The 19,382-nt window shown below is 73.3% G+C and carries 15 protein-coding genes; 5 read left to right on the top strand and 10 right to left on the bottom strand.

What is annotated here, in order from left to right; genetic code table 11:
* Window positions 1–64: 64 nt before the first annotated feature.
* The 10 genes from IE97_RS0109730 to IE97_RS0109685 form a co-directional block, all read right to left on the bottom strand.
* Window positions 65–1,285, bottom strand: a complete 1,221-nt coding sequence (locus IE97_RS0109730; RefSeq protein WP_030234941.1) for a beta-ketoacyl-[acyl-carrier-protein] synthase family protein — start codon at window positions 1,283–1,285, stop codon at window positions 65–67.
* Entirely contained in the window at window positions 1,285–1,515 is a 231-nt protein-coding gene (locus IE97_RS0109725) for an acyl carrier protein (RefSeq protein WP_018888444.1), read from the bottom strand. The genes IE97_RS0109730 and IE97_RS0109725 overlap by 1 nt, the downstream gene beginning before the upstream one ends.
* 106 nt (window positions 1,516–1,621) lie before the next feature.
* A complete protein-coding gene (locus IE97_RS0109720; protein WP_030234935.1) occupies window positions 1,622–2,629 on the bottom strand; it encodes a beta-ketoacyl-ACP synthase III in 1,008 nt (335 codons plus the stop codon).
* On the bottom strand, window positions 2,626–3,618 hold the full coding sequence (locus tag IE97_RS0109715; protein ID WP_030234932.1) for a VlmB-like protein: 993 nt from the start codon (window positions 3,616–3,618) through the stop codon (window positions 2,626–2,628). The genes IE97_RS0109720 and IE97_RS0109715 overlap by 4 nt, the downstream gene beginning before the upstream one ends.
* Entirely contained in the window at window positions 3,615–4,172 is a 558-nt protein-coding gene (locus IE97_RS0109710; RefSeq protein WP_030234929.1) for a flavin reductase family protein, read from the bottom strand. Before IE97_RS0109710 ends, IE97_RS0109715 begins: the two co-directional genes overlap by 4 nt.
* The gene (locus IE97_RS0109705; protein ID WP_030234924.1) at window positions 4,169–4,777 is read right to left on the bottom strand and encodes a hypothetical protein; all 609 of its coding nucleotides are present in this window, start codon (window positions 4,775–4,777) and stop codon (window positions 4,169–4,171) included. The genes IE97_RS0109710 and IE97_RS0109705 overlap by 4 nt, the downstream gene beginning before the upstream one ends.
* A gap of 21 nt (window positions 4,778–4,798) precedes the next feature.
* Window positions 4,799–5,281 (bottom strand): type II toxin-antitoxin system RatA family toxin, encoded by a 483-nt coding sequence (locus IE97_RS0109700; protein WP_030234920.1) that lies wholly within the window; start codon window positions 5,279–5,281, stop codon window positions 4,799–4,801.
* Window positions 5,282–5,283: 2 nt separating this feature from the next.
* Window positions 5,284–6,579: an aspartate aminotransferase family protein gene (locus IE97_RS0109695; RefSeq protein ID WP_030234915.1), complete on the bottom strand. Its 1,296-nt coding sequence runs from the start codon at window positions 6,577–6,579 to the stop codon at window positions 5,284–5,286.
* Window positions 6,580–6,814: 235 nt separating this feature from the next.
* On the bottom strand, window positions 6,815–7,954 hold the full coding sequence (locus IE97_RS0109690) for an acyl-CoA dehydrogenase family protein (RefSeq protein WP_030234911.1): 1,140 nt from the start codon (window positions 7,952–7,954) through the stop codon (window positions 6,815–6,817).
* A gap of 45 nt (window positions 7,955–7,999) precedes the next feature.
* Window positions 8,000–9,631 carry an aldehyde dehydrogenase family protein gene (locus IE97_RS0109685; protein ID WP_030234908.1) on the bottom strand — a complete coding sequence of 544 codons (1,632 nt, stop codon included), beginning with the start codon at window positions 9,629–9,631 and terminating at the stop codon, window positions 8,000–8,002.
* Window positions 9,632–9,781: 150 nt separating this feature from the next.
* Between IE97_RS0109685 and IE97_RS0109680 the strand changes: the two genes are divergently transcribed.
* Genes IE97_RS0109680 through IE97_RS0109660 form a run of 5 tightly spaced genes read left to right on the top strand, consistent with a single transcriptional unit; the run spans window position 9,782 to window position 19,315 of the window.
* Complete coding sequence (locus tag IE97_RS0109680; RefSeq protein ID WP_030234905.1) at window positions 9,782–10,096, top strand: acyl carrier protein; 315 nt, start codon at window positions 9,782–9,784, stop codon at window positions 10,094–10,096.
* Window positions 10,097–10,107: 11 nt separating this feature from the next.
* A complete protein-coding gene (locus tag IE97_RS0109675) occupies window positions 10,108–15,816 on the top strand; it encodes a type I polyketide synthase (protein ID WP_030234902.1) in 5,709 nt (1,902 codons plus the stop codon).
* Between the two features lie 18 nt (window positions 15,817–15,834).
* Entirely contained in the window at window positions 15,835–17,451 is a 1,617-nt protein-coding gene (locus tag IE97_RS0109670; RefSeq protein ID WP_030234899.1) for a fatty acid--CoA ligase, read from the top strand.
* Between the two features lie 38 nt (window positions 17,452–17,489).
* Window positions 17,490–18,494, top strand: a complete 1,005-nt coding sequence (locus tag IE97_RS0109665) for an LLM class flavin-dependent oxidoreductase (RefSeq protein WP_030234895.1) — start codon at window positions 17,490–17,492, stop codon at window positions 18,492–18,494.
* A 53-nt stretch (window positions 18,495–18,547) separates the two neighbouring features.
* Window positions 18,548–19,315: a thioesterase II family protein gene (locus tag IE97_RS0109660; protein WP_030234893.1), complete on the top strand. Its 768-nt coding sequence runs from the start codon at window positions 18,548–18,550 to the stop codon at window positions 19,313–19,315.
* Window positions 19,316–19,382 lie beyond the last annotated feature (67 nt).

The following is a 19,382-nucleotide window of genomic DNA, read 5'->3' as shown; positions in this document are numbered from 1 at the left end:
CGCACGGGAACAGCCGCCCGGCGGAGGTGCTCCGCGGGCGGCTGCCGGTACGTGCCCGGGCCGTTCAGGCCGGGGCGATGGCCAGGGCCGTGTTCTGGCCGCCGAAGCCCAGGGAGTTGCTCAGGGCGAGGTCGATGGGCATGTAGGTGGCGGTCTGGGCGAGTTTGATGTCGATCCTCGAGTCGGGCATGACGAGGTTGGCGGTGGGGGGCACGAGTTCGTGCTCGACGCTCAGCACGGTGAAGGCGGCCTCGACCGCCCCGGCCGCGCCGAGCAGGTGTCCGGTGACTCCCTTCGTGGACGTGACCAGCGGGTCCCCGCGCAGCGTCCGGCCGATCATGCGGGCTTCCGCCAGGTCGTTCAGCGGTGTCGACGTGCCGTGGGCGTTGACGTGCTGGACGTCGTCCGGGTCCGCGCCCGCGTCGGCGAGCGCGGCGCGGACGGCGGCCTCGATGCCCGCGCCGTCGGGGTGCGGCGACGTCATGTGGTGGGCGTCGGCGGTGGCGCCGTAGCCGATGATCCGGCCGTGCACATGGGCGCCGCGGGCGCGGGCGTCCGCCACCCGTTCCATGACGAGGATGCCGGCGCCCTCCCCGGCGACGAAGCCGTCCCGGTCGGCGTCGAACGGCCGGGACGCGGAGGCCGGGTCGTCGTGCCGCTTCGACAGCGCCCCCATCTGGGCGAAGCCGGCCATGACCAGTGGGGTGACCATGGCCTCGCTGCCGCCCGCGAGGACGATGTCGCAGCGGCCCAGGGCGAGCAGGTCCCGGGCCGTGCCGATGGCGGTCGCGCCCGAGGCGCAGGCGGTGGCCACCACCAGGTTGGGCCCGGTCGCCCCGAACTCGATGGCCGTCTGCCCGGCCAGCATGTTCGGCAGCTGCATGGGCAGCAACAGCGGCGAGACCCGGTCGGCGCCCTGCTCGCGCAGCACGTGGTGCTGTTCCTCGACGGTGCCCGGGCCGCCGTCCGCGCAGCCCAGCACCACACCCACCCGCGCCCCGTCCCACGTCTGCGGATCGAGGCCCGCGTCGGCCACCGCCTCGTGCGCGGCGACCAGCGCGAACTGGACGAACCGGTCCAGGCGGTGGGCCCGCCGCGCGCTCAGCAGGCGCTCGGGGTCGAAGCCGGGCACCCGGCAGGAGATACGTACGGGGTTATCCGTCAGCAGCGGATCGAGGGCGGCGGCCGGCCTGCCGTCGCAGACCGCCGCCCAGCTCGGCCCGACCCCGATACCACCCGGGGTGACCAGGCCGAGCCCGGTGACGGCGATGTCCATGCCGGCCATCAGACCTTCGCACTCCGCTCCTCCATCAGCCGGACCATGTCGGCCACGGTTTCCGCCTCCAGCAGGTCGTCGTCGCTGACGTCCAGGCCGAGCTCGGACTTCAGCAGCAGCGACAGCTCCACCACGGCCAGCGAGTCCAGCTCGATGTCCTCCCGGGTGGCCTCCGGGGTGATGGCCTCGGGCGACACCTTGAGCTTGTTGGACAGGATTTCCTTGAGCTGCTCCAGCATGTCGGTTCCTTTCGACAGTTCTCTCGAAGGCGCAAGCGCCCGTTCTCCGCTGTGTCGGACAGCGCTTGTTGGAGGGGCCGGCCCGGGCCCCGCTTGTGACGGGACGTCAGACGGTCTGCACCTCGGGCCAGACCAGCGTGGTCGCGCCCCAGGACAGCCCGCCGCCGAACGCGGTCAGCAGCAGCCGGTGTCCGGCGGTGAGCCGTCCGTCCGCCGCGCTCTCGGCCAGCAGCAGCGGCAGTGAGGCGGCGCCGGTGTTGCCGACCTGTGCGATGTTGCTCAGCCGCCGTTCGCCGGGGATGCCGAGCCGCTCCGAGACCGCCTCCAGGATGCGGGCGTTGGCCTGGTGCGCGGCGAACCGGTCGACGTCGCACGGCCGCCAGCCGGCCCGCTCTGCCGCCTCGGTGGAGGTGGCGGTCATCCGCTCCACCGCGTGCCGGTAGGTGTCGCGGCCCACCATCCGGAAGAAACGGTCCTCCGGTGCGGGCTCCCGGCCGGACGACCGCTGCCGCGACCCTCCGGCCGGCACCTCGATCAGATGGCTCAGCCCGCCGTCGCTGCCCAGCACGAGCGGGCCCACCGCGCCCGGCTCCCCGGGGGAGCCGGCCCGCAGCAGCACCGCGCCCGCGCCGTCCGCGAAGATCACCGCCGTGGTGCGGTCCTCGGGGTTGATGATCGTCGTGAACGCGTCCGCGGCGATCAGCAGCACCCGGTCCGTCACCCCGGCGGCGATCAAGCCCGCCGAGCTGGCCAGGCCGTACAGGAAGCCGGAGCAGACGGCTGCCACGTCGAAGGCGGGCACCTCGCCGAGTCCGAGCCGCGCCGCGACCTGCGGCGCGGTGGCCGGACACGGCTGGTCCGGGGTGGTGGTGGCCAGCACCACCGCGCCCGCCCGCGCGTCTCCCGCCGACTTCAGCGCCCGCAGGCCCGCCTCGACCGCCAGGTCGCTGGTCGCCGTGCCCGGGGCGACCACACAGCGCCGGGCGATCCCGGTGCGCGAGCGGATCCAGTCGTCCGAGGTGTCCAGGCGCCGGGCCAGATCCTCGTTGGTGACCACGTCGGGCGGGACGTACGACCCGATCCCGCAGACCACGGCGGCCCGTCGGGTGCTCACGCGCCCGGCCCCGGACTGCTGAGGACCTCCAGGGGCAGGCCCATGTAGGCCATCCGGGCCTCGGCCATCTCGTCGGTCCACCGCTCGGCCATGTCGTAGCGCTGCTCGGGAGTGGTGTCGAGCATCCGCACGCCGGGCCAGATCTCGTAGTCGCCGATCCGGTCGGCGTGCCGGAGCATGCCCTCCTGGAACAGCTCCTCGCGGTGGATCACGAACTCCCGGTCGGGGATCTCGTCCCACAGCCGCACGCCGGCCCGCAGGATCTCCAGCAGGCGCGGACGGTACTCGGGGTGCGCGGCCACGTGGTCGCGCAGGATGGTGCTGGCCACCGTCAGATGGCGGATCTCGTCGATCGCGGTGCCGCGGGAGATCTCGCCGGTGGCCGGGGACAGGGGAGTCCACTTGCGTTCGCTCAGCTCGGCGGCCGGTGCCAGCACGCCCTCGATGACGATGGCGAACACGGCGACACCGCCGGGGAAGTCGGCCTGGTCCCGGACGATGTCGAGGGTGAAGTCGACCACCGGGTCCAGCACCCGGGCGCGGTAGTCCCGGGCCATCTCGTCGATGCTCTTCAGGAGCGTGTCGGCCGGGATGCCCAGCTCCACCAGGTGGTTGCGGAACACCCGGGCGTGCCGTGCCTCGTCGAGCAGCTGGGTGGCGTAGAACTCCATCTCGGGTATGCCGGGCGCGATCGACACGTAGTGGCCGAGCAGCCGGGTGGCCAGCTCCTCGGACAGCCCGCGCAGACCGAACTCCAGCACCAGCGCCTCGCGCAGCGGGCCCGGCTCCTTCAGGAAGTCCGGGACGATCGCGTCGTCGTGGTGGCCGGTCACGCCGCGGTCGCGCAGCGTGCCCTGGGCCACCGAGGTGATCCAGTAGGCGAGGTCGCACTCCTCGGGACCGAGGGTGAGTTCCTTCGCCCCGTCCAGCAGACCGGGTGCCTTGTCCCAGTCGGCCTCGGGGGCCACGAGTACCTTGGACTGCGTCATGACGCGGCGGCCTCCTTCGCAGGGTGCAGGGTGCCGGCGTGCAGGCGGCCGGCGTAACTCAGCAGGGGGAGCCCTTCGTCCGCCCTGGCGCGCACGACGTGGCCGAGCAGCAGCTCGCTGTCGCCCGCGGCGTGGGCGGAGTGGAAGCGGCAGGTGTAGTGGGCGAGCGCGCCCGCGATGAGCGGGGCCTGCGCGTACGGGTCCGCCGTCCAGGCCAGGCCCGCGAACTGGGCGCTGCCGTCGGGGCGCCCGCTGTCGGCGAACCGGCGGGCCACCTCCGCCTGGTCACCGCCCAGCACGTTGATCGCGAACCGGCCCTCGGCGGCGGCCCGCCGCGCGAAGGACGACCCGGCCCGCAGCACGACGCCGACGAGCAGCGGCTCGCGCGAGACCAGGGTGACCGTGCTCGCGGTGGTGCCGTGCATCCGGCTCTCAGGGCCGGTGGTCAGCACCGACACCGGGGACGCCAGGTGGTAGAGCGCCCGGCGCCGTTCGGCCGGGTCCTGGCGGACGGGCCGGCGCGTGCGCGGGCCGGTCACGGTCGCGGTGCTCATCGCAGCGCCTCCGCTTGCCTGGCCGCGGACTCTCCGGCCACGACGGCCTGCGCCGGGTCCTCCTGCGCCGCGGCGGCGTCCGCCCGCGGCGCCGCCACCGGCGTGCGGACCGGGACGTGCCCGACCGGCACCGGGTCCGTCACATGCCCGACCGGCTTGGGGTGCGGCAGGCCCAGGTCGTCCAGGAGCCGCAGGTAGCCGGGCTGGCGGACCGGCTCGAAGGGCAGCGCGAAGGACTTCATGAAGTTGCCGAACAGCCCGCGGTCGCCGAAGAGGTGGAAGGGCAGCACCAGCAGCGCCCACTCCGGCTTCACCAGCCAGCACCACAACGCGGCCACGGCGGCCTGGGTGATGAGGCTGTGCATCACGTTGTACAGGACGTAGTACGCCTTGTGGATCGGCCGCCCGCCACTGCGCCGGAACGCGATCGCGCCCGGGATGTAGCCGATCAGGTCGATGTAGAGGAAGAGGGCGATCGCCGGCAGCCAGCGGATCTCGTCGAAGTGGGCGATCATCAGGCCGGTGGTGACGGCGAAGCCCACCAGGTACTCGGCGCGGTGCAGCGAGTACGTGCGCGGTGTCTCGAAGGGGTTTGCCTGGTCCATGGTCAGCAGCTCCCCGATGCGCTAGGCGCCGACCGCGGCGGGCGGGGTGAGTTCGATGCCGCCGCTGATGCGCACGGCGGGGAACAGACCGGTCAGCGCCCAGGCCACGGTCTCCTTGATGACCCGCTCGGCGATCGGGTCGAGGATGCCCTCCAGACTCGGGATGCCGAAGTCGAAGTCGGCGTCGAAGCGGACCGCGACGTCGTCGCCGTCCTGCGTCACCGACCAGGTCCCGGAGAAGGAGTCGAAGTCCCCGTCGGACTGCTCGAAGCGGATCTCGCCCTGCTCCGGCAGCACGGTGTCGTCCTCGGTCCAGCGCAGCAGGCCGCTGCGGAAGTGCAGCTCCCAGCTGGAGGAGGCGGCGGGGTCGGGGTAGGCGGCGTGCACCGTGGTCGCGTTGACGTGGGGCGCCAGGTCCGGGTACCGCTCCCAGCGCCGTACGGCGTGCAGGACCGTCTCAGCCTGCTCCGCGGGTATCAGGGCATCGAGTTCGACGTGCCTCACGATCAGTTACCGCCTTCCGGCATCTTGGCCGCGCCCCGTACGAGATCGCGGGTGGCCAGGTCGAAGGAGTTGAGGAGGAAGTCCACGTCGGTGTCGCCGAGCACGGCGGGCGGGGTGAACCGCACCACCGAGCTGCCGTTCATCGAATGGTTGGCGACCACGCCGTGGTTGAACAGTTCGATCAGCAGCTCGCCGGCCAGCCCGGCCTCGACGAGCTCGACGCCGATCAGCAGGCCCCGGCCGCGCACGTCCACCACGAGGTCGGGGATGTTGCGGCGCGCGATCTCGGTGATCGCCGGCAGCAGCCGGGCGCCGAGGTCCAGCGCCCTCGTGACCAGGCGCTCCTCCTGCACGGCGCGGATGGCGCCCTGGACCGCGGCCATCAGCACCGGCTGGCCGGAGAACGTGGCGGTGTGGACGTAGGGGTCCTTGTCGAAGGGACGGAAGGCCTTGCGGGTGGCGACGGCCGCCGAGACCGGCATCACCCCGCCGCCGAGCGCCTTGCCGGCGAGCAGGACGTCCGGGACGACGCCCTCGATGTCGGCGCCCCACCACTCGCCGAGCCGGCCGAAGCCGGACTGCACCTCGTCGAGGATCAGGAAGCCGTCGTACTCGCGCACCAGCTCCTCGACGCGCTTGAGGTAGCCCTTCGGCGGGATGATCACACCGCCCTCGCCCTGGACCGGTTCGAGGATGACGCACACCTCGCCCGGGTGGGCGGCGAGTTCGGCCTCCAGGGCGTCGGCGTCACCGAAGGGCAGGTGCAGGAAGTCGGGCACCAGCGGGCGGAACGGCCGCTGGTAGACCTCCTTGGCGGTGGCCGACAGCGCGCCGAGGGTCTTGCCGTGGTAGCCGCCGCGCATGGAGACCGTCCGCTTGAAACCGCCCGCGCGGGCCAGCTTCAGGCCGGTCTCCACCGCCTCCGCCCCCGACAGCGCGAAGTGCACCCGGTCCAGACCGGGTGGCAGCACCGAGACCAGTGCCTCGGCCGCGCGGGCCACGGTGGGCTCCAGCAGGATGCGGGTCGCGGTGGGGTGGGTGCGCAGCTGGCGCTCCACCTCCTCCATCACGATCGGGTGGCGGGCGCCCATCACGAACACGCCGTAGCCGCCGGCGTTGAGGAAGCGCTCACCGTCGCTGGTGGTGAGCCAGGCGCCCTCGGACGCCACCTCCATGTGGCTGCCGAACAGCTCGGCGAGCGTGGCCCGGCCCTTGCTCAGATGCGCGCGGTACAGGCCGAGGACCTCCGCCTCGGCGTCGGCGGACGAAGCCGCCGGGGATTCCTGGATGACGGTCACGTGTGGCTCACTCCAAGGGGTCGTGGGGTGGTGCGGACAGGACCGGGACCGTGCCGCGGCCGGGGCCCTGCCGACCCGAGCGGGGCGTGGTGCGTGCAGATGCAAGGCGGAGGAGGGCGGCAACGCGGAGCGTTGACAACCGACGACAACGCGGCTGGGGGTCCCCCCCTGCTCGAAGAGCTTGGGGGAGTGCGTGCCACGCCCCGCGACGCCGGCATGATCCAAACGACAGGCCCTAGGCGAGGACGAGCTCGCCGCCGTCGAACCAGCGCAGCAGCGGCTCGGCGGCGGCGGCGCGCGACGGCGGGTGGAAGGCGAGGGCCCGCAGCGCGGCCGCGGCCTGTGCCGGACCGGAGCCGCGGATGAAGTCCAGGCCGCCCAGCAGCTCCAGGGCGCGGGAGGCGATGTCGGGCAGGGCGTTCTGCACGGCGTACCGGGCCACCAGTACGCGGGCCACCGACTCCTCGTCACCGGGCTCCGGGCCGGTCGCCCGCGCGACGCCCTCCAGCAGCGCGACCGCGGTCTCCATGTCCACGGCGAGGGAGGCCCGCTCCGCCACGCTGCCGCGCTCGCGCTCCAGCACCTGCTCCACCAGCGCCAGCGCACCGCCCGCGTACCCGGCGGAGATCAGCATCTCGAACCAGACGAACCCGGCCGCCTGAAGGTCGTCGAGACGGTGCGGGTCGTCGGCGCCGGCCCGCACGACCATGCCGGCCGGCACGAACACGTCCTCCAGCCGCACCTCGTCGCTCTCCGCGCCCGCCAGCAGGTCGTTGCCCCAGTACGGGTGCACGGTCAGGCCGGGCGCGTCGGCCGGCACCAGGGCGAGCGCCAGCTCCGGCTCGCCGTGGTCGCCGTGGATGGCGACGCTCGCCGTGAGCAGGCTCATCGAACGGGACAGGCTGCACGGCTTCTTGGCGCCGGTGAGCAGGAACCCGTCGCGCACCGGGCGGGCGGTCACGGCCGGCTTGAGGATGTTCTGCGCCGTTCGGCCCTCGGCCCAGCCGGACGCCATCACCTGCTGGTCGGGCACGATCCGGCGCAGCAGGGCCGTCTGCTCGTCGGTCAGCCGGCCCGCCTTGACGGCCAGCGAGTACAGCATCGCGGTGGTGAAGTGGTGCATCGACACGGCCGCCACCAGCGACGGGGACACGGCGCCCAGGGCCAGCTGGACCCGCAGCGCGTCCAGGGCGTCGGCGCCGTGGCCGCCGTACTCCTCGGGGATCAGCAGACCGACCCCGCCGTGGATGCGGAACAGGTCGATCACCGGGCTGCCGGGCCGCTCGCGGTCGGTGTACGGGATCTGGTCCAGCTCCTTGAGCAGACCGGGATGGAAGCGCTCGCAGACGGAGCGGGCGAGGTCGAGGGAACGCAACGGAAGCCTCCAGCGGAAACGGCGGGGTTCAGGGGCGGAGGGCGGTCAGGCGCCGAACACCGCGTCGTACGGGCTGACGCCGCGGGCGATGCTGACGCCCTGCACGTGGGAGGTCTTGAGCATCGGGTAGTTGGCCTCGCCGAAGGCGCCGCCGGTGCGGCCGGTGCCGCCGTGGCTGGGCAGGTAGGGCAGGAAGCCGATGTGGGAGTCGTTGACCTTCAGCAGGCCGCCGTTGACGACCCGCCGCACGAAGGTCTCGATGACGTGGTCGGAACGCGACCACAGGGAGTTGCGCAGCCCGTAGTCGTTGCTGTTGACGAAGCGCAGGAACGCCTCCAGGAGGGCGTCGTCGTCCTCCCGCTCGGGGACCACGATCGGCACCAGCGGGAAGAACGTCTCCTCGCGCACCACGTCGTAGGTGCGCGCCCGGTCCAGGCCGTCCACGCGCACCACCGTCGGCTGGAGGAACACCCCCGTCTCCGAGGGCGTGCCGTCCAGTTCGGTGCGGTGGCCGCCGGTGACCAGCTCGGCGCCGTTGTCCAGCGCCTGCCGCAGCAGCCGGAAGAACCGCTCGCTGCGCCGCACCGGCGACAGCAGCACGTCCTCCTCCTCGGGCAGGCCCGGCCGGATGCCCTTGACCTGCTCCTTCACCTCGGTGATCAGGCTGTCCGCGACGTCCGGGTGCACCAGCACGTAGTTGGGCACCATGCAGATCTGGCCGGAGCCGTAGAAGGCCTCGGTGATGGCCTCGGCCGCCCACTTGACGTCGGCGTCCTTCCACACCACGATGCCGTCGTTCCCCGCCAGTTCGAGGATCGGCTTCTTGCCGTGCGCCACGCACTGCTGCTCGAAGCGCAGGCCCTCCTGGCTGCCGCCGATGTAGAAGATGTCGTTGATCAGCGGGTCCGCGATCCAGCGGTCCATGGTCTGCTTGGGGTTGCTGCACACCGCGTTGAGCACCCCGGCCGGCGCGTCCATCTCCTCCAGCAGCGGCGCCACCACGTCCCGCAGCAGCCACATGGTGCTCAGCGCGATGCTGCGCGGCGCCCGCACCACCACCGCGTTGCCGGCCATCAGCGCCAGCACGCACAGGGCGGCGCTCGGCAGGGGTGCGTTCTGCGGCGGGTTGAAGGCCACCACCCCGTCGGGCTGGCGGTGCAGCACCAGCGTGCGGCCGGCGTACTCCTTCTCCACCCGCATCTGCTTGGTGTACCAGCGCAGGGAGCCCGGGGAGTAGATCTGCAGCAGGCAGCTCAGCTCCCAGCGGGCCAGCTTGACCGGGTGGGACTCGGCGACCAGCATGCGCAGGAACTCGTCCTGGTGCTTGATGAGTTCCTCGCGGAACCGGGTGCCCAGCCGCATCCGCCGCTCCAGCGGCACGGCCGCCCAGTCGGGTGCGGCGGCGGCAGCGGCCTGCGTGGCCAGGTCGATGGACCCGTCGTCCGCGACCGCGCAGCGCCCGACGACGTACGGGTGCCTGGCCGCCTCCGACTCCGGGTCCTGCTCCAGGGCGCGCTTCAGGCTCACGCTCGTGAACACGTCTTCCAGCAGGGACCGGCCGCTGACGGTGTACACCCACCCGTCACCCGCGACGTCCTTGCCCGCGATGTAGAGGTCGTAGCTCTTGATATCGGAAGGTGCCTCGGCACTCTCCTCCTGCGCGGCTTCGCGAAGCATCTTCAGCCTTTCACCTTTGGCGAGCGGATTTTTCGAAGCAGTGCGAGCGTGACAGCGGAATCTGACCCGGCGCTGACAGGGGGCTGATTCAGCCAAGCCGGCCCCGCCGTCCGTCAGTGGGGCGTCAGCCTGCGCTGCTTGCATGACCGCATGCCACCCGTCGACAGCACTGTTCAGCGCCTGCGTGATCTGCCGCGCGCCGAACTCGCCGAAGAAATCGAGTCGATCGTCCTGAAGAAATTCAGGGCGGTTCTCCTCATGGACGAATCCGAGGACCTCCCGCTCGACATCAGCTATTTCGATCTCGGACTCACCTCACTGCGGCTGACCGAGATACGGCAGAGCCTGGAGCGGCTCCTTGATCTCTCCATCAACGTCAACGTGCTCTTCAACGAGCCGACGGTCGCCCATCTGGTGGACCACCTGACCCAGGCCGTCCAGGACAGTTCCTCTCAGGAAAGCTAAGGAGTCCCTCCATGCCGCGTGCGGAATCCCAGCAGCCGCCCGAGCCGGTCGCGATCGTCGGAATCGGTCTGCGATTCCCCGGCGGCAGCACCTCGCCCGACGAGTTCGACGCCTTCCTGCGGGAGGGGCGCAGCGGGATCGGCCCGATCCCGCAGGACCGGTGGGACGTGGCCGCGTTCACCCCCGAGACCCCCGAGGACAAGGGGAAGATCCACACCACCGCCGGGGGCTTCCTCGACCGCGTGGACCTCTTCGACGCCGCCTTCTTCAACATCTCCCCGAAGGAGGCCCGGTACATGGACCCCCAGCAGCGCCTGCTGCTGGAGACCGCCTGGCAGGCCCTGGAGCACGCCAACATCGACCCGGCACCGCTGCGCCGCGGCAACGGCGGCGTCTACGTCGGCGCCAGTTCCATCGACTACGCGCTGGAGCTGGAGTCCCTGCCGTACGAGGAGATGGACGGCCACCTGGCCTCCGGCATCACGATGTTCCCGCTGTCGGGCCGGCTGTCGTACTTCCTGGGGTGGCGCGGACCCAGCATGAGCGTCGACACCGCCTGCTCGTCCTCCCTGGTCGCACTGCACCTGGCGGTGCAGGCCCTGCGCTCCGGCGAGACCGACATCGCGCTGTGCGGCGGCGTCAACGCCCTGCACCACCCGCGCATCCCGGTGATGTTCTCCAACGCGCAGATGCTCGCCCCGGACGGGCAGTGCAAGACCTTCGACGAGTCGGCCGACGGTTACGCGCGCGCCGAGGGCTGCGGCGTCCTGGTCCTCAAGCTGCTCTCCGACGCCGAGCGTGACGGCGACCGGGTGCTCGCCCTGGTGCGCGGCACCGCCGTCGGCCAGGACGGCGACAGCGCCGGACTGACCGTGCCCAACGGCCCCGCGCAGGAGAAGGTGATCCGCGCCGCGCTGGCCACGGCCCGCCTCGCCCCCGAGGACATCCAGTACGTGGAGGCGCACGGCACCGGCACCCCGCTCGGCGACCCGATCGAGTTCGGCGCCATCGGGGACGTGTTCGCCGAGTCGCACACCGCCGACAACCCCGTGCTCACCGCGTCGGTGAAGACCAACCTGGGCCACATGGAGCCGGCCTCCGGCATCGTCGGCGTCATCAAGACGGTGCTGCAGCTGCGCTCCGGCACCATCTACCCGCACCTGAACCTCACCACCCCGTCCGGGCGCATCCCCTGGGACCTCTACCCGCTGCGCGTGCCGACCGCCTGCGAGCCGTGGCGGGCCGAGGTGCGCCGCGCGGTCGTGAACAGCTTCGGCTTCGCCGGCACCATCGGCGCGGTGGTCCTGGAGCAGGCACCGGAGGCGAGCCCCGCGCCGCAGTCCTCCGGCACGCCCGCCGCCCCGCTGTTCACCCTCTCCGCCAAGAGCTCCGCCGCCCTGCGCGAGCAGGCCGCGAACCACCGGCGGCTGCTCGACGAGCGGCCCGACCTCCCCCTCGACGCCCTCTGCCACACCGCCAACGTCGCCCGCACCCACCACCCTTACCGCGTCGCCGCCCCGGTCGCCGACCGCGCCGCCCTGGCCCGGCTCCTGGACCGGGCGGCCGGCCAGGACCACGAGGGCCCCAGCGGCATCCGCAAGACGGCCTTCATGTTCACCGGCCAGGGCTCCCAGTACGCCGGCATGGGCGCCGCCCTCTACGAGGCCCTCCCGGAGTTCCGCTCCCACGTCGACGCGTGCGACCGGCTGTTCGCGGAGCACCTGGACCGCTCCGTGCGCGACCTGCTGCTCGGCACCGCCGAAGACCCCGGGGCGATCGACCGCACCGAGTACACCCAGCCCGCCCTGTTCACCCTCGAGTACGCCCTCGCCCGGCAGTGGATGGCCTGGGGCGTGCGCCCCAACGTGCTCGTCGGGCACAGCATCGGCGAGGTCGTCGCCGCCGCGGTCGCCGGCCTGTTCAGCCTCCCCGACGCCGTGCGGCTGGTCGCCGCGCGGGCCCGGCTGATGCAGGCGGTGCGCGCCGAGGGCGGCATGGCCGCGGTCGCCGCCCCCGTCGAGGATGTCGAGCCGCTCCTGGAGAGCCGTCCCGACCTCGCCCTGGCCGCCGTCAACGCCCCCGACCAGTGCGTCGTCTCCGGCGCCCTCCCCGCCCTGGACGAGGTCTGCGGCATCCTCAAGGAGCGCGGCGTGCGCGTCGACCGGCTCGCGGTCTCGCACGCCTTCCACTCCCCGCAGATGGCCGAGGTCTACGACGACTTCCGCGCCGCACTCGACGGCATCGAGTTCCACGAGCCGGCCATCAGCCTGATCTCCAACGTGACCGGACGGCTCGCCCGGTTCCGCGACATCGCCACCCCCGACTACTGGGTGCGGCACATCGGCGAACCCGTGCGATTCCTGGACGGCATCCGCGCGGTGGCCCGGCGCGGCCGGCACGCCATGATCGAGGTCGGCCCGCAGGCCGCGCTGACCGCGCTCGCCCGGCGCGGCGTCGCCGCCGAGGACCACCTGTGGCTGGCCAGCCTGCGCCGCCGGGACCGGACGGCCACCACCACCCTGACCGCACTCGCCGAGTACTACGCCGCCGGACTCACCGTCTCCTGGCCCGGCTACCACGCCGGGCACGCCGTGCCGGCCAAGGCGGACCTGCCCACCTACGCCTTCCAGCGCAAGCGCTACTGGCTGCCGGCCGCCGGACCCCGCCGCGCCGCCGCGGGCGGCACCGCCCGCCACCCGTTGCTCGGCACGGAGGAGCGCTTCGCCTCGGGGGTACGGGAGTTCACCGCGGAGTTCACCGCCGAGGACCTCGGCCCGCTCGCCGACCTCGCCGACGCCGGACACACCACCCTGCCCGCCGGCGCCTACGTCGACCTGCTGTTCGCGGTCCAGGACGCGGTCCGGGGCCACGCCCGGTCCGCCGTGCGCGACCTCCGGCTGCTCGCGCCGCTCGACGTTCCCGCCGAGACCAGGACCGCCCTGACCACCCGCTGGCGGCCGCTTCCGGGCGGGGGCGCCGAGGTGGCGGTGTTCACGGTCGTCGGCGGGGAGGAGGACGTGCACGCCACCGCGATGATCGCCGCCGACCCCGAACCGGTGGTCCCCGTCTCCGAACTGGCCGAATTGGACGCGGGCCTCGCCCCCGCCGGAACGCAGATCGACGACGAGGACATCTACACCGACCTCGCCTCCGTCGGCCGCCCGCACGGCCCCCGGATGCGGCTGCTGCTGCGCGCCGCCCGGCACGCCGACGGCCTGGTCACCGGGGAGCTGACCGGCCGGAACGCCTCCGCCGTCGAACACGTGCCGGCGGAGCTCGTGGAGGCCGCCGTCCAGGCGTGCGTCGTCCTCGACCCCGAGGGCCCGGTGTTCGTGCCCCGCGGCGTCGCCTCGGTCCGCCACTTCCGCAAGCCTCGCGGCGAGGAGCTGCGCGTCCTCGCCCGGGTGCACGGCGACCAGGACCGCCGCACCGCCGACGTGCTGCTCCTGGAGAACGGCGACCCGGTCGCCGAACTGCTCGGCGTCCGGCTGGCCCGCCCCGAGGGCAGCACCGGCCGCCGCCGGTTCCTGCACCGCCCCGAGTGGGTCCGCCGCGCCCTGCCCGCACCTCAGGCCACCGCCCCCGCCCGGCACGTCGTGCTGCTCGACCCGTCGCCGGCCCGCGCCGCCGACCTCGCCGGACGGCCCGGCCTGAAGGTCACCCGGGGCGCCGACCTCACCGAACTCAAGGCGGCCCTGGAGGACCCCACCGTCACCGACGTCTGCCGCGTCTGGCGGCAGCTCCCGCAGGCCATGTCCGCCGACCGGCTGCGCGCCGAGTGCGAGGAGAACTACCGCGAACTGCTCGCCCTGGTCACCGCGCTGGACGCCACGGGCACCCCCCGGCCGCCCCGCCTGTGGCTGGTGACCGAGGGGGCCCAGTGGCTGCCCGGCGACCCGGCCGGCGACGGCGGACACCTGGCCGCCGCCACGCTCTGGGGCTTCGGCCGGGTGCTGCTCACCGAGTACCCCCAGTACCGGGCCACCCTGGTCGACGTCGCCCCCGGCAGCGGCCTGACCCCGCTGCTGGAGGAGTGGCACGCCGAACCGCCCGGCGAGTACCAGGTCGCCCACCGTCCGGGCCGCCGCTACGTCCGCCGGCTCCTCTCCGGCGACGCCCCGCTCACCTGGTCCGGCGGCTTCGAACTGCGCGCCCCCGACTCGGGCGACCTGTCCGACCTCGCGCTGGTCGCCGCCACGGACGTGCCCCCGGGGGCCGACGAGGTCCAGATCCGCGTCCGGTCGGTCGGCCTGACCGCCGGCGACGCCCGCACCGCCCTGGACACCGGCCGCGCGGAGCGCGAGGAACTGCTCGGCGAGGAGGAGGAGCCCCCGCCGCTGCTCGGCACCGCGGCCACCGGCACGGTCCTCGCCGCGGCCGAGGGCACCGGGTTCGCGCCGGGCGACGACGTCCTCGTACGCCACGACGGCACGTTCCGCTCCACGCTCACCGTCCCCGCGGCGGCCGTGGTGCACGCCCCGCCCGCCGAAGCGGACGACGGCGCCCGGCACTTCCGCCTCGACGAGACCGGCGAGGCGCTGCGGACGGCCCTGTCGGACCCGTCGGGACAGTCCTGGGTGACCCTCCCTCACGCCCCCGAGGCGGAGCCCGCCGCCCCCGCCGAGGAGGTCCCGGCCGCCCTGCGCCCGGACCGCACCTACCTCGTCACCGGCGGTCTGGGCGGTCTCGGCCTGGTCACCGCCCGGAAGCTGATCGCCCTCGGCGCCCGCCACCTGACGCTGGTCAGCCGCAGCGGACGGCCCACCGAGGAGGCGGCCCCCGTCCTCGCCGAGCTCGCCGAGCACGCCGAACTCGACCTGGTCCGGGCCGACATCGGCCGCGCCGAGGACGTGCGGCGGCTGGTGCGGCACCTCGCCGCCGGCCCGCACCCGGTGGGCGGGATCGTGCACGCCGCAGGCGCCTACGACAAGAAGCTCATCGCCGAGCTCACCTGGGAGGCCATCGACGCCCAGCTGGAGGCCAAGGCGTACGGCGGCTGGCTGCTGCACGAGGCCGCGCAGTCCTCCTTCCCGGAGCTGGACTTCTTCGTCACCTACTCCTCGATCGCCTCGGTCCTCGGCGGCGCCACCCAGGGCCACTACGCCGCGGCCAGCGCCGCCCTCGACGCCCTCGCCGAGTGGCGCGGCCGGCGGGGCGTGCCCGGCCTGTCGGTGAACTGGGGCGCCTGGGCACGGGTCGGCATGTCGGCCCGCCTGGAGGAGCACCTCAGCCAGGAGATCGAACGCAGCGGCGTGCGCTTCTTCTCCCCGACCCGCGCCCTGGACACCCTGGCCAGGCTCTGGGGACGCCCCCGCACCCAGCGGGTGGTCGGCGAGTTCGACTGGGACCGCTACGTCGCGGGCAGCGTCACCGGCGACCTGTTCTACGACCGGCTCGCCCGCAACGCCTCCGACGACGACACCGGCCTCGACCTCACCGCGCTCGCCGCCCTCCCACCGGCCGAGCGGACCGCCGCCATGACCGGGGTCGTCCGCGAGAAGGTCGCCGCCGTCCTGCACCTGGAGGAGGGCGACGAACTGAACCCGAACACCGAGTTCGTCTCCCTGGGCCTGGACTCGCTGATGGCCCAGCAGGTCAAGGCCGCCCTGGAACAGGCGTTCCGGCTGCCCCTGCCGGCCTCGCTCACCCACGACCACCCGACCGTGCGGCAGCTGGCCCAGTTCCTCTGCGGGCAGCTCGAGCCGGTGCCGGCCGCCTGACGCACACAAGGACGGATCATGACTGACACACCCAGCGGCATACCGACGGAGCGCTGGACGCTCACCCACTCCTCACGGGCCCACGCCGGCAGCCGACCGGACCACCCGGCCATCATCTGCGAGGACCGCGTCACCACCTACGACAAGCTGCACCGCGACAGCAGCCGTGCCGCGCACGCCATGCGCGCCGGCGGCGTGCGGCGCGGCGACCGGGTCGCCTACCTGGGGCGCGAGTCGGAGAACTACTACGTGGTGATGCTCGCCTGCGCCAAGGCGGGCGCGGTCCTGGTGCCTGTCAACTGGCGGCTCACCCCGACCGAGGTGGACCACATCCTGCGCGACTCCGGCGCCGCCCTGATCTTCGTCGACGACGAGTTCTGGGACACCGTCGCCGCGGTGCGCCACCAACTGCCCGGTCTGCGGCGGGTGATCCGCGTCGACGGCACCGACGCCGACGGCGAACCCGCCCGCGGCGCGGGCCTGCCCGCCTGGGCCGCCGACCAGCCCGACTCCGAGCCGGTGCCGGGCACCGGCCCCGACGACGCCGTGGTGCAGATCTACACCAGCGGCACCACCGGACTGCCCAAGGGTGCCGTCCTCGCCCACCGCAGCTTCTTCACCCTGCCGCACGCGATGCGCGAGCACGGCGTCGCCTGGATCGACTGGCTGCCCGACGACGTCAGCCTCATATCGCTGCCGGGTTTCGGCGTCGCGGGCATCGGCTGGTTCCTGCACACCTTCAACGCGGGCGGCACCAACGTGATCATGCCGCAGTTCGACCCGCAGGAAGCGGTCCGGCTGATCCGCACCCACAAGGTCACCACCACCTTCGCGGCCCCCGCCATGCTCCAGATGATGGCCGCGGAACGCGGCGCGGGACCGGAGGCGTTCACCTCCCTGCGCAAGATCGCCTACGGCGCGGCGCCCATGTCCGAGACCCTGCTCAAGCAGTGCCTGGAGACCTACGGCTGCGAGTTCGCGCAGATCTACGCCAGTACCGAGACCGGCAGTGTGGCGGTGTGCCTGCCGCCCGAAGCGCACCACCCGGGCAGCCCGGTGCTGGACTCGGTCGGCAGGCCGTGCCCCGGCAACGAGGTCAAGGTGATCGGCCCCGACGGCGACCCCCTCCCGCCCGGGGAGATCGGCCAGATCTGCGTGCGCGCCCCGTCCCGGATGCTCGGCTACTGGAACCTGCCCGAGGCCACCGCGCGCACCCTGGTGGGGGAGTGGCTGCACATGGGGGACGCCGGCTACCTCGACGAGGACGGCTACCTCCACCTGTGCGACCGCATCAACGACACGATCATCGTCGCCGGGCAGAACATCTACCCGGCCGAGGTCGAGAAGGCGCTCGCCGCGCACCCGGCCGTGGCGGACGCCGCCGTCGTCGGCCTGCCCGACGAGCACTGGGGCGAGAGCGTGCACGCGGTCGTCGTCCTGCGCCCCGGCGCCGAGGCGCACCCGCGCGAACTGCTGCTCTCCCTGCGCGGCCGGCTCGCCGACTACAAGATCCCCACCGCCTACCACTTCACCGACTCCCTGCCCCGCAACCCCTCCGGCAAGATCCTGCGCCGCGCGGTGCGGGAGCGGCTGACCGCACCGGCCCGGGACCCGCTGGCCGGCACGGTCGCATGACACCGCGTCAGCCAGCGCGGACAGAAAGGTTGTCGCCCATGAACGGGCCCCTGCACGTCGGCATCCTGCTGCCCACCCGGGAACAGGCCATCAACGGCACCTACGCGGCGGCCCCGCTGCTGGGCTTCGCCCGGCAGGCCGAGGCCCTGGGATTCGACTCCCTCTGGGCGGGCGACTCGCTCACCGCCCGCCCCCGCCTGGACCCGCTCGTCGTCCTGGCCGCCGCTGCTGCCGCCACCGAGCGGATCACCGTCGGCACCGCCGCCCTGACCCCGGCCCTGCGCCACCCGCTGATCGGCGCCAATATGGTCGCGAGCCTCAGCCATGTGGCAGCGGGCCGGCTGGTCCTCGGGCTCGGCTCCGGCTTCCCCATGCCCGAGACGGAGGAGGAGTTCGCCTCGGTCGGCGCCGGCTTCCGCGGCCGCGTCGGACGCCTCGACGAGATCACCGCCCTGTGGCGCACGGCCTGGCGCGCCGGACAGGAGGGCGAACCGGCCGACTTCCGGGGCAGGTACTGGCAGGCCGACCACCTCGACCGGCTGCCCTCCCCGGCCACCGCCGGCGGCCCGCCGCTGTGGCTGGCCGGCAGCGACACCCCCAAGGTGCTCGCCCGCGCGGCCACCCGCTACGACGGCTGGCTGCCGTTCCTGCCCGACCCCGACGCCTACGGCCGGGCCCGCCGCCGGATCGCCGAGCTCGCCGAGGAGGCCGGCCGCCCCGCCGGCGCCGTCACCCCCGCTCTGTACGCGACGATCACGGTGAACCGCGACGAGCGGGCGGCCGAGGCCGAACTGGAGCACTACATCAGCCACTACTACGGCCGTTCCCTCGACCAGATGCGCACCATCCAGGCCTACGCCTGGGGCAGCGCCGAGAAGTGCGCCGAATGGCTCGGCGGCTACGTCCGGGCCGGCGCCCGCCACCTGGTCCTGAGGATCGGATCGCTCGACCCGGAACCGCAGTTGAAGGAGATCGCCGAGGTGCTGCTGCCCGCGGTACGCGCCCTCGGCCCGTCCACCACCGTGGGGAGTACACAGTCGTGACCAGTACCACCAACGCAACGGACACCGGTGCCACCGTCACCGCCGGCAGCCGGATGTCCCGCGCGGGCCAGTGGTTCCACCCGGTGGAGCCCTCGCCCGACGCCTCGATCCGGTTGTTCCTGCTCCCGCACGCGGGCAGCGGCGCCATCATCTACCGGGACTGGGAGAGCCTGCTGCCGCCCGACATCGCCCCGCAGGCGGTGACCCTGCCGGGCCGTCACAACCGCCGGGAGGAGCCGACGTACGAGGAGTTCTGGCCGCTGCTCGAAGCGCTGCACGAGGCCGTGCTCGACGACCTGGACGACCGGCCGTTCGCGTTCTTCGGGCACTGCCTCGGCGCCCAGCTGGCGTTCCGGCTGGCCATCCGCATGGAGGAGGAGGGCGGCCCGGCGCCCGTCATGGTCGGCATGTCCGGCTGGTCGCCCGTGGGCTTCTTCCAGCCCACCGAGGAGCAGAGCCGGATGCCCGAGCCCGAGCTCGTCGAGTGGATCAAGAAGCTGGGCTCCTTCCCGGCCGAGATCTACGACAACCCCGAGATGCTCGCCCTCGTGGTCCCCGCGCTCCGCGCCGACCTCAGGGTCGCCGCCCAGTACGTCGACGACGGCGCGGGGGTCGCCTGCCCGCTCGCCTCCTACGGCGGGCGCTCCGACCCCCTGCAGGAGGAGCCGGACGCCATGACCCACTGGGCCGGACGCACCCCCGCCTACCTCGGCCACAACGAGTACTCCGGCGGCCACTTCTACATCGACACCCACGCCCAGGCCGTCACCGCCCACTTCGCGCACCGCCTGCAGCGGATCGCCGCCCACCCCGCGCGCTAGCGCCGCGACCGGAGAGGTCGACCGGCCGGCCTTCCCGGCCATAGCACCGGCGCGGCACCGGGAAGGC

Source organism: Streptomyces sp. NRRL S-455, from assembly GCF_000717875.1.
Taxonomy (GTDB): domain Bacteria; phylum Actinomycetota; class Actinomycetes; order Streptomycetales; family Streptomycetaceae; genus Streptomyces.
This window is presented reverse-complemented; position numbering and strand designations above follow the sequence as displayed.

Excerpts from the sequence above, each read along its gene's own strand:
- IE97_RS0109665 (WP_030234895.1), top strand. The coding sequence starts at position 17,490 with ATGAACGGGCCCCTGCACGTCGGCATCCTGCTGCCCACCCGGGAACAG.
- IE97_RS0109675 (WP_030234902.1), top strand. The coding sequence starts at position 10,108 with ATGCCGCGTGCGGAATCCCAGCAGCCGCCCGAGCCGGTCGCGATCGTC.
- IE97_RS0109725 (WP_018888444.1), bottom strand. The coding sequence starts at position 1,515 with ATGCTGGAGCAGCTCAAGGAAATCCTGTCCAACAAGCTCAAGGTGTCG.
- IE97_RS0109710 (WP_030234929.1), bottom strand. The coding sequence starts at position 4,172 with ATGAGCACCGCGACCGTGACCGGCCCGCGCACGCGCCGGCCCGTCCGC.
- IE97_RS0109715 (WP_030234932.1), bottom strand. The coding sequence starts at position 3,618 with ATGACGCAGTCCAAGGTACTCGTGGCCCCCGAGGCCGACTGGGACAAG.
- IE97_RS0109685 (WP_030234908.1), bottom strand. The coding sequence starts at position 9,631 with ATGCTTCGCGAAGCCGCGCAGGAGGAGAGTGCCGAGGCACCTTCCGAT.
- IE97_RS0109670 (WP_030234899.1), top strand. The coding sequence starts at position 15,835 with ATGACTGACACACCCAGCGGCATACCGACGGAGCGCTGGACGCTCACC.
- IE97_RS0109705 (WP_030234924.1), bottom strand. The coding sequence starts at position 4,777 with ATGGACCAGGCAAACCCCTTCGAGACACCGCGCACGTACTCGCTGCAC.
- IE97_RS0109680 (WP_030234905.1), top strand. The coding sequence starts at position 9,782 with ATGCCACCCGTCGACAGCACTGTTCAGCGCCTGCGTGATCTGCCGCGC.
- IE97_RS0109730 (WP_030234941.1), bottom strand. The coding sequence starts at position 1,285 with ATGGCCGGCATGGACATCGCCGTCACCGGGCTCGGCCTGGTCACCCCG.
- IE97_RS0109660 (WP_030234893.1), top strand. The coding sequence starts at position 18,548 with ATGTCCCGCGCGGGCCAGTGGTTCCACCCGGTGGAGCCCTCGCCCGAC.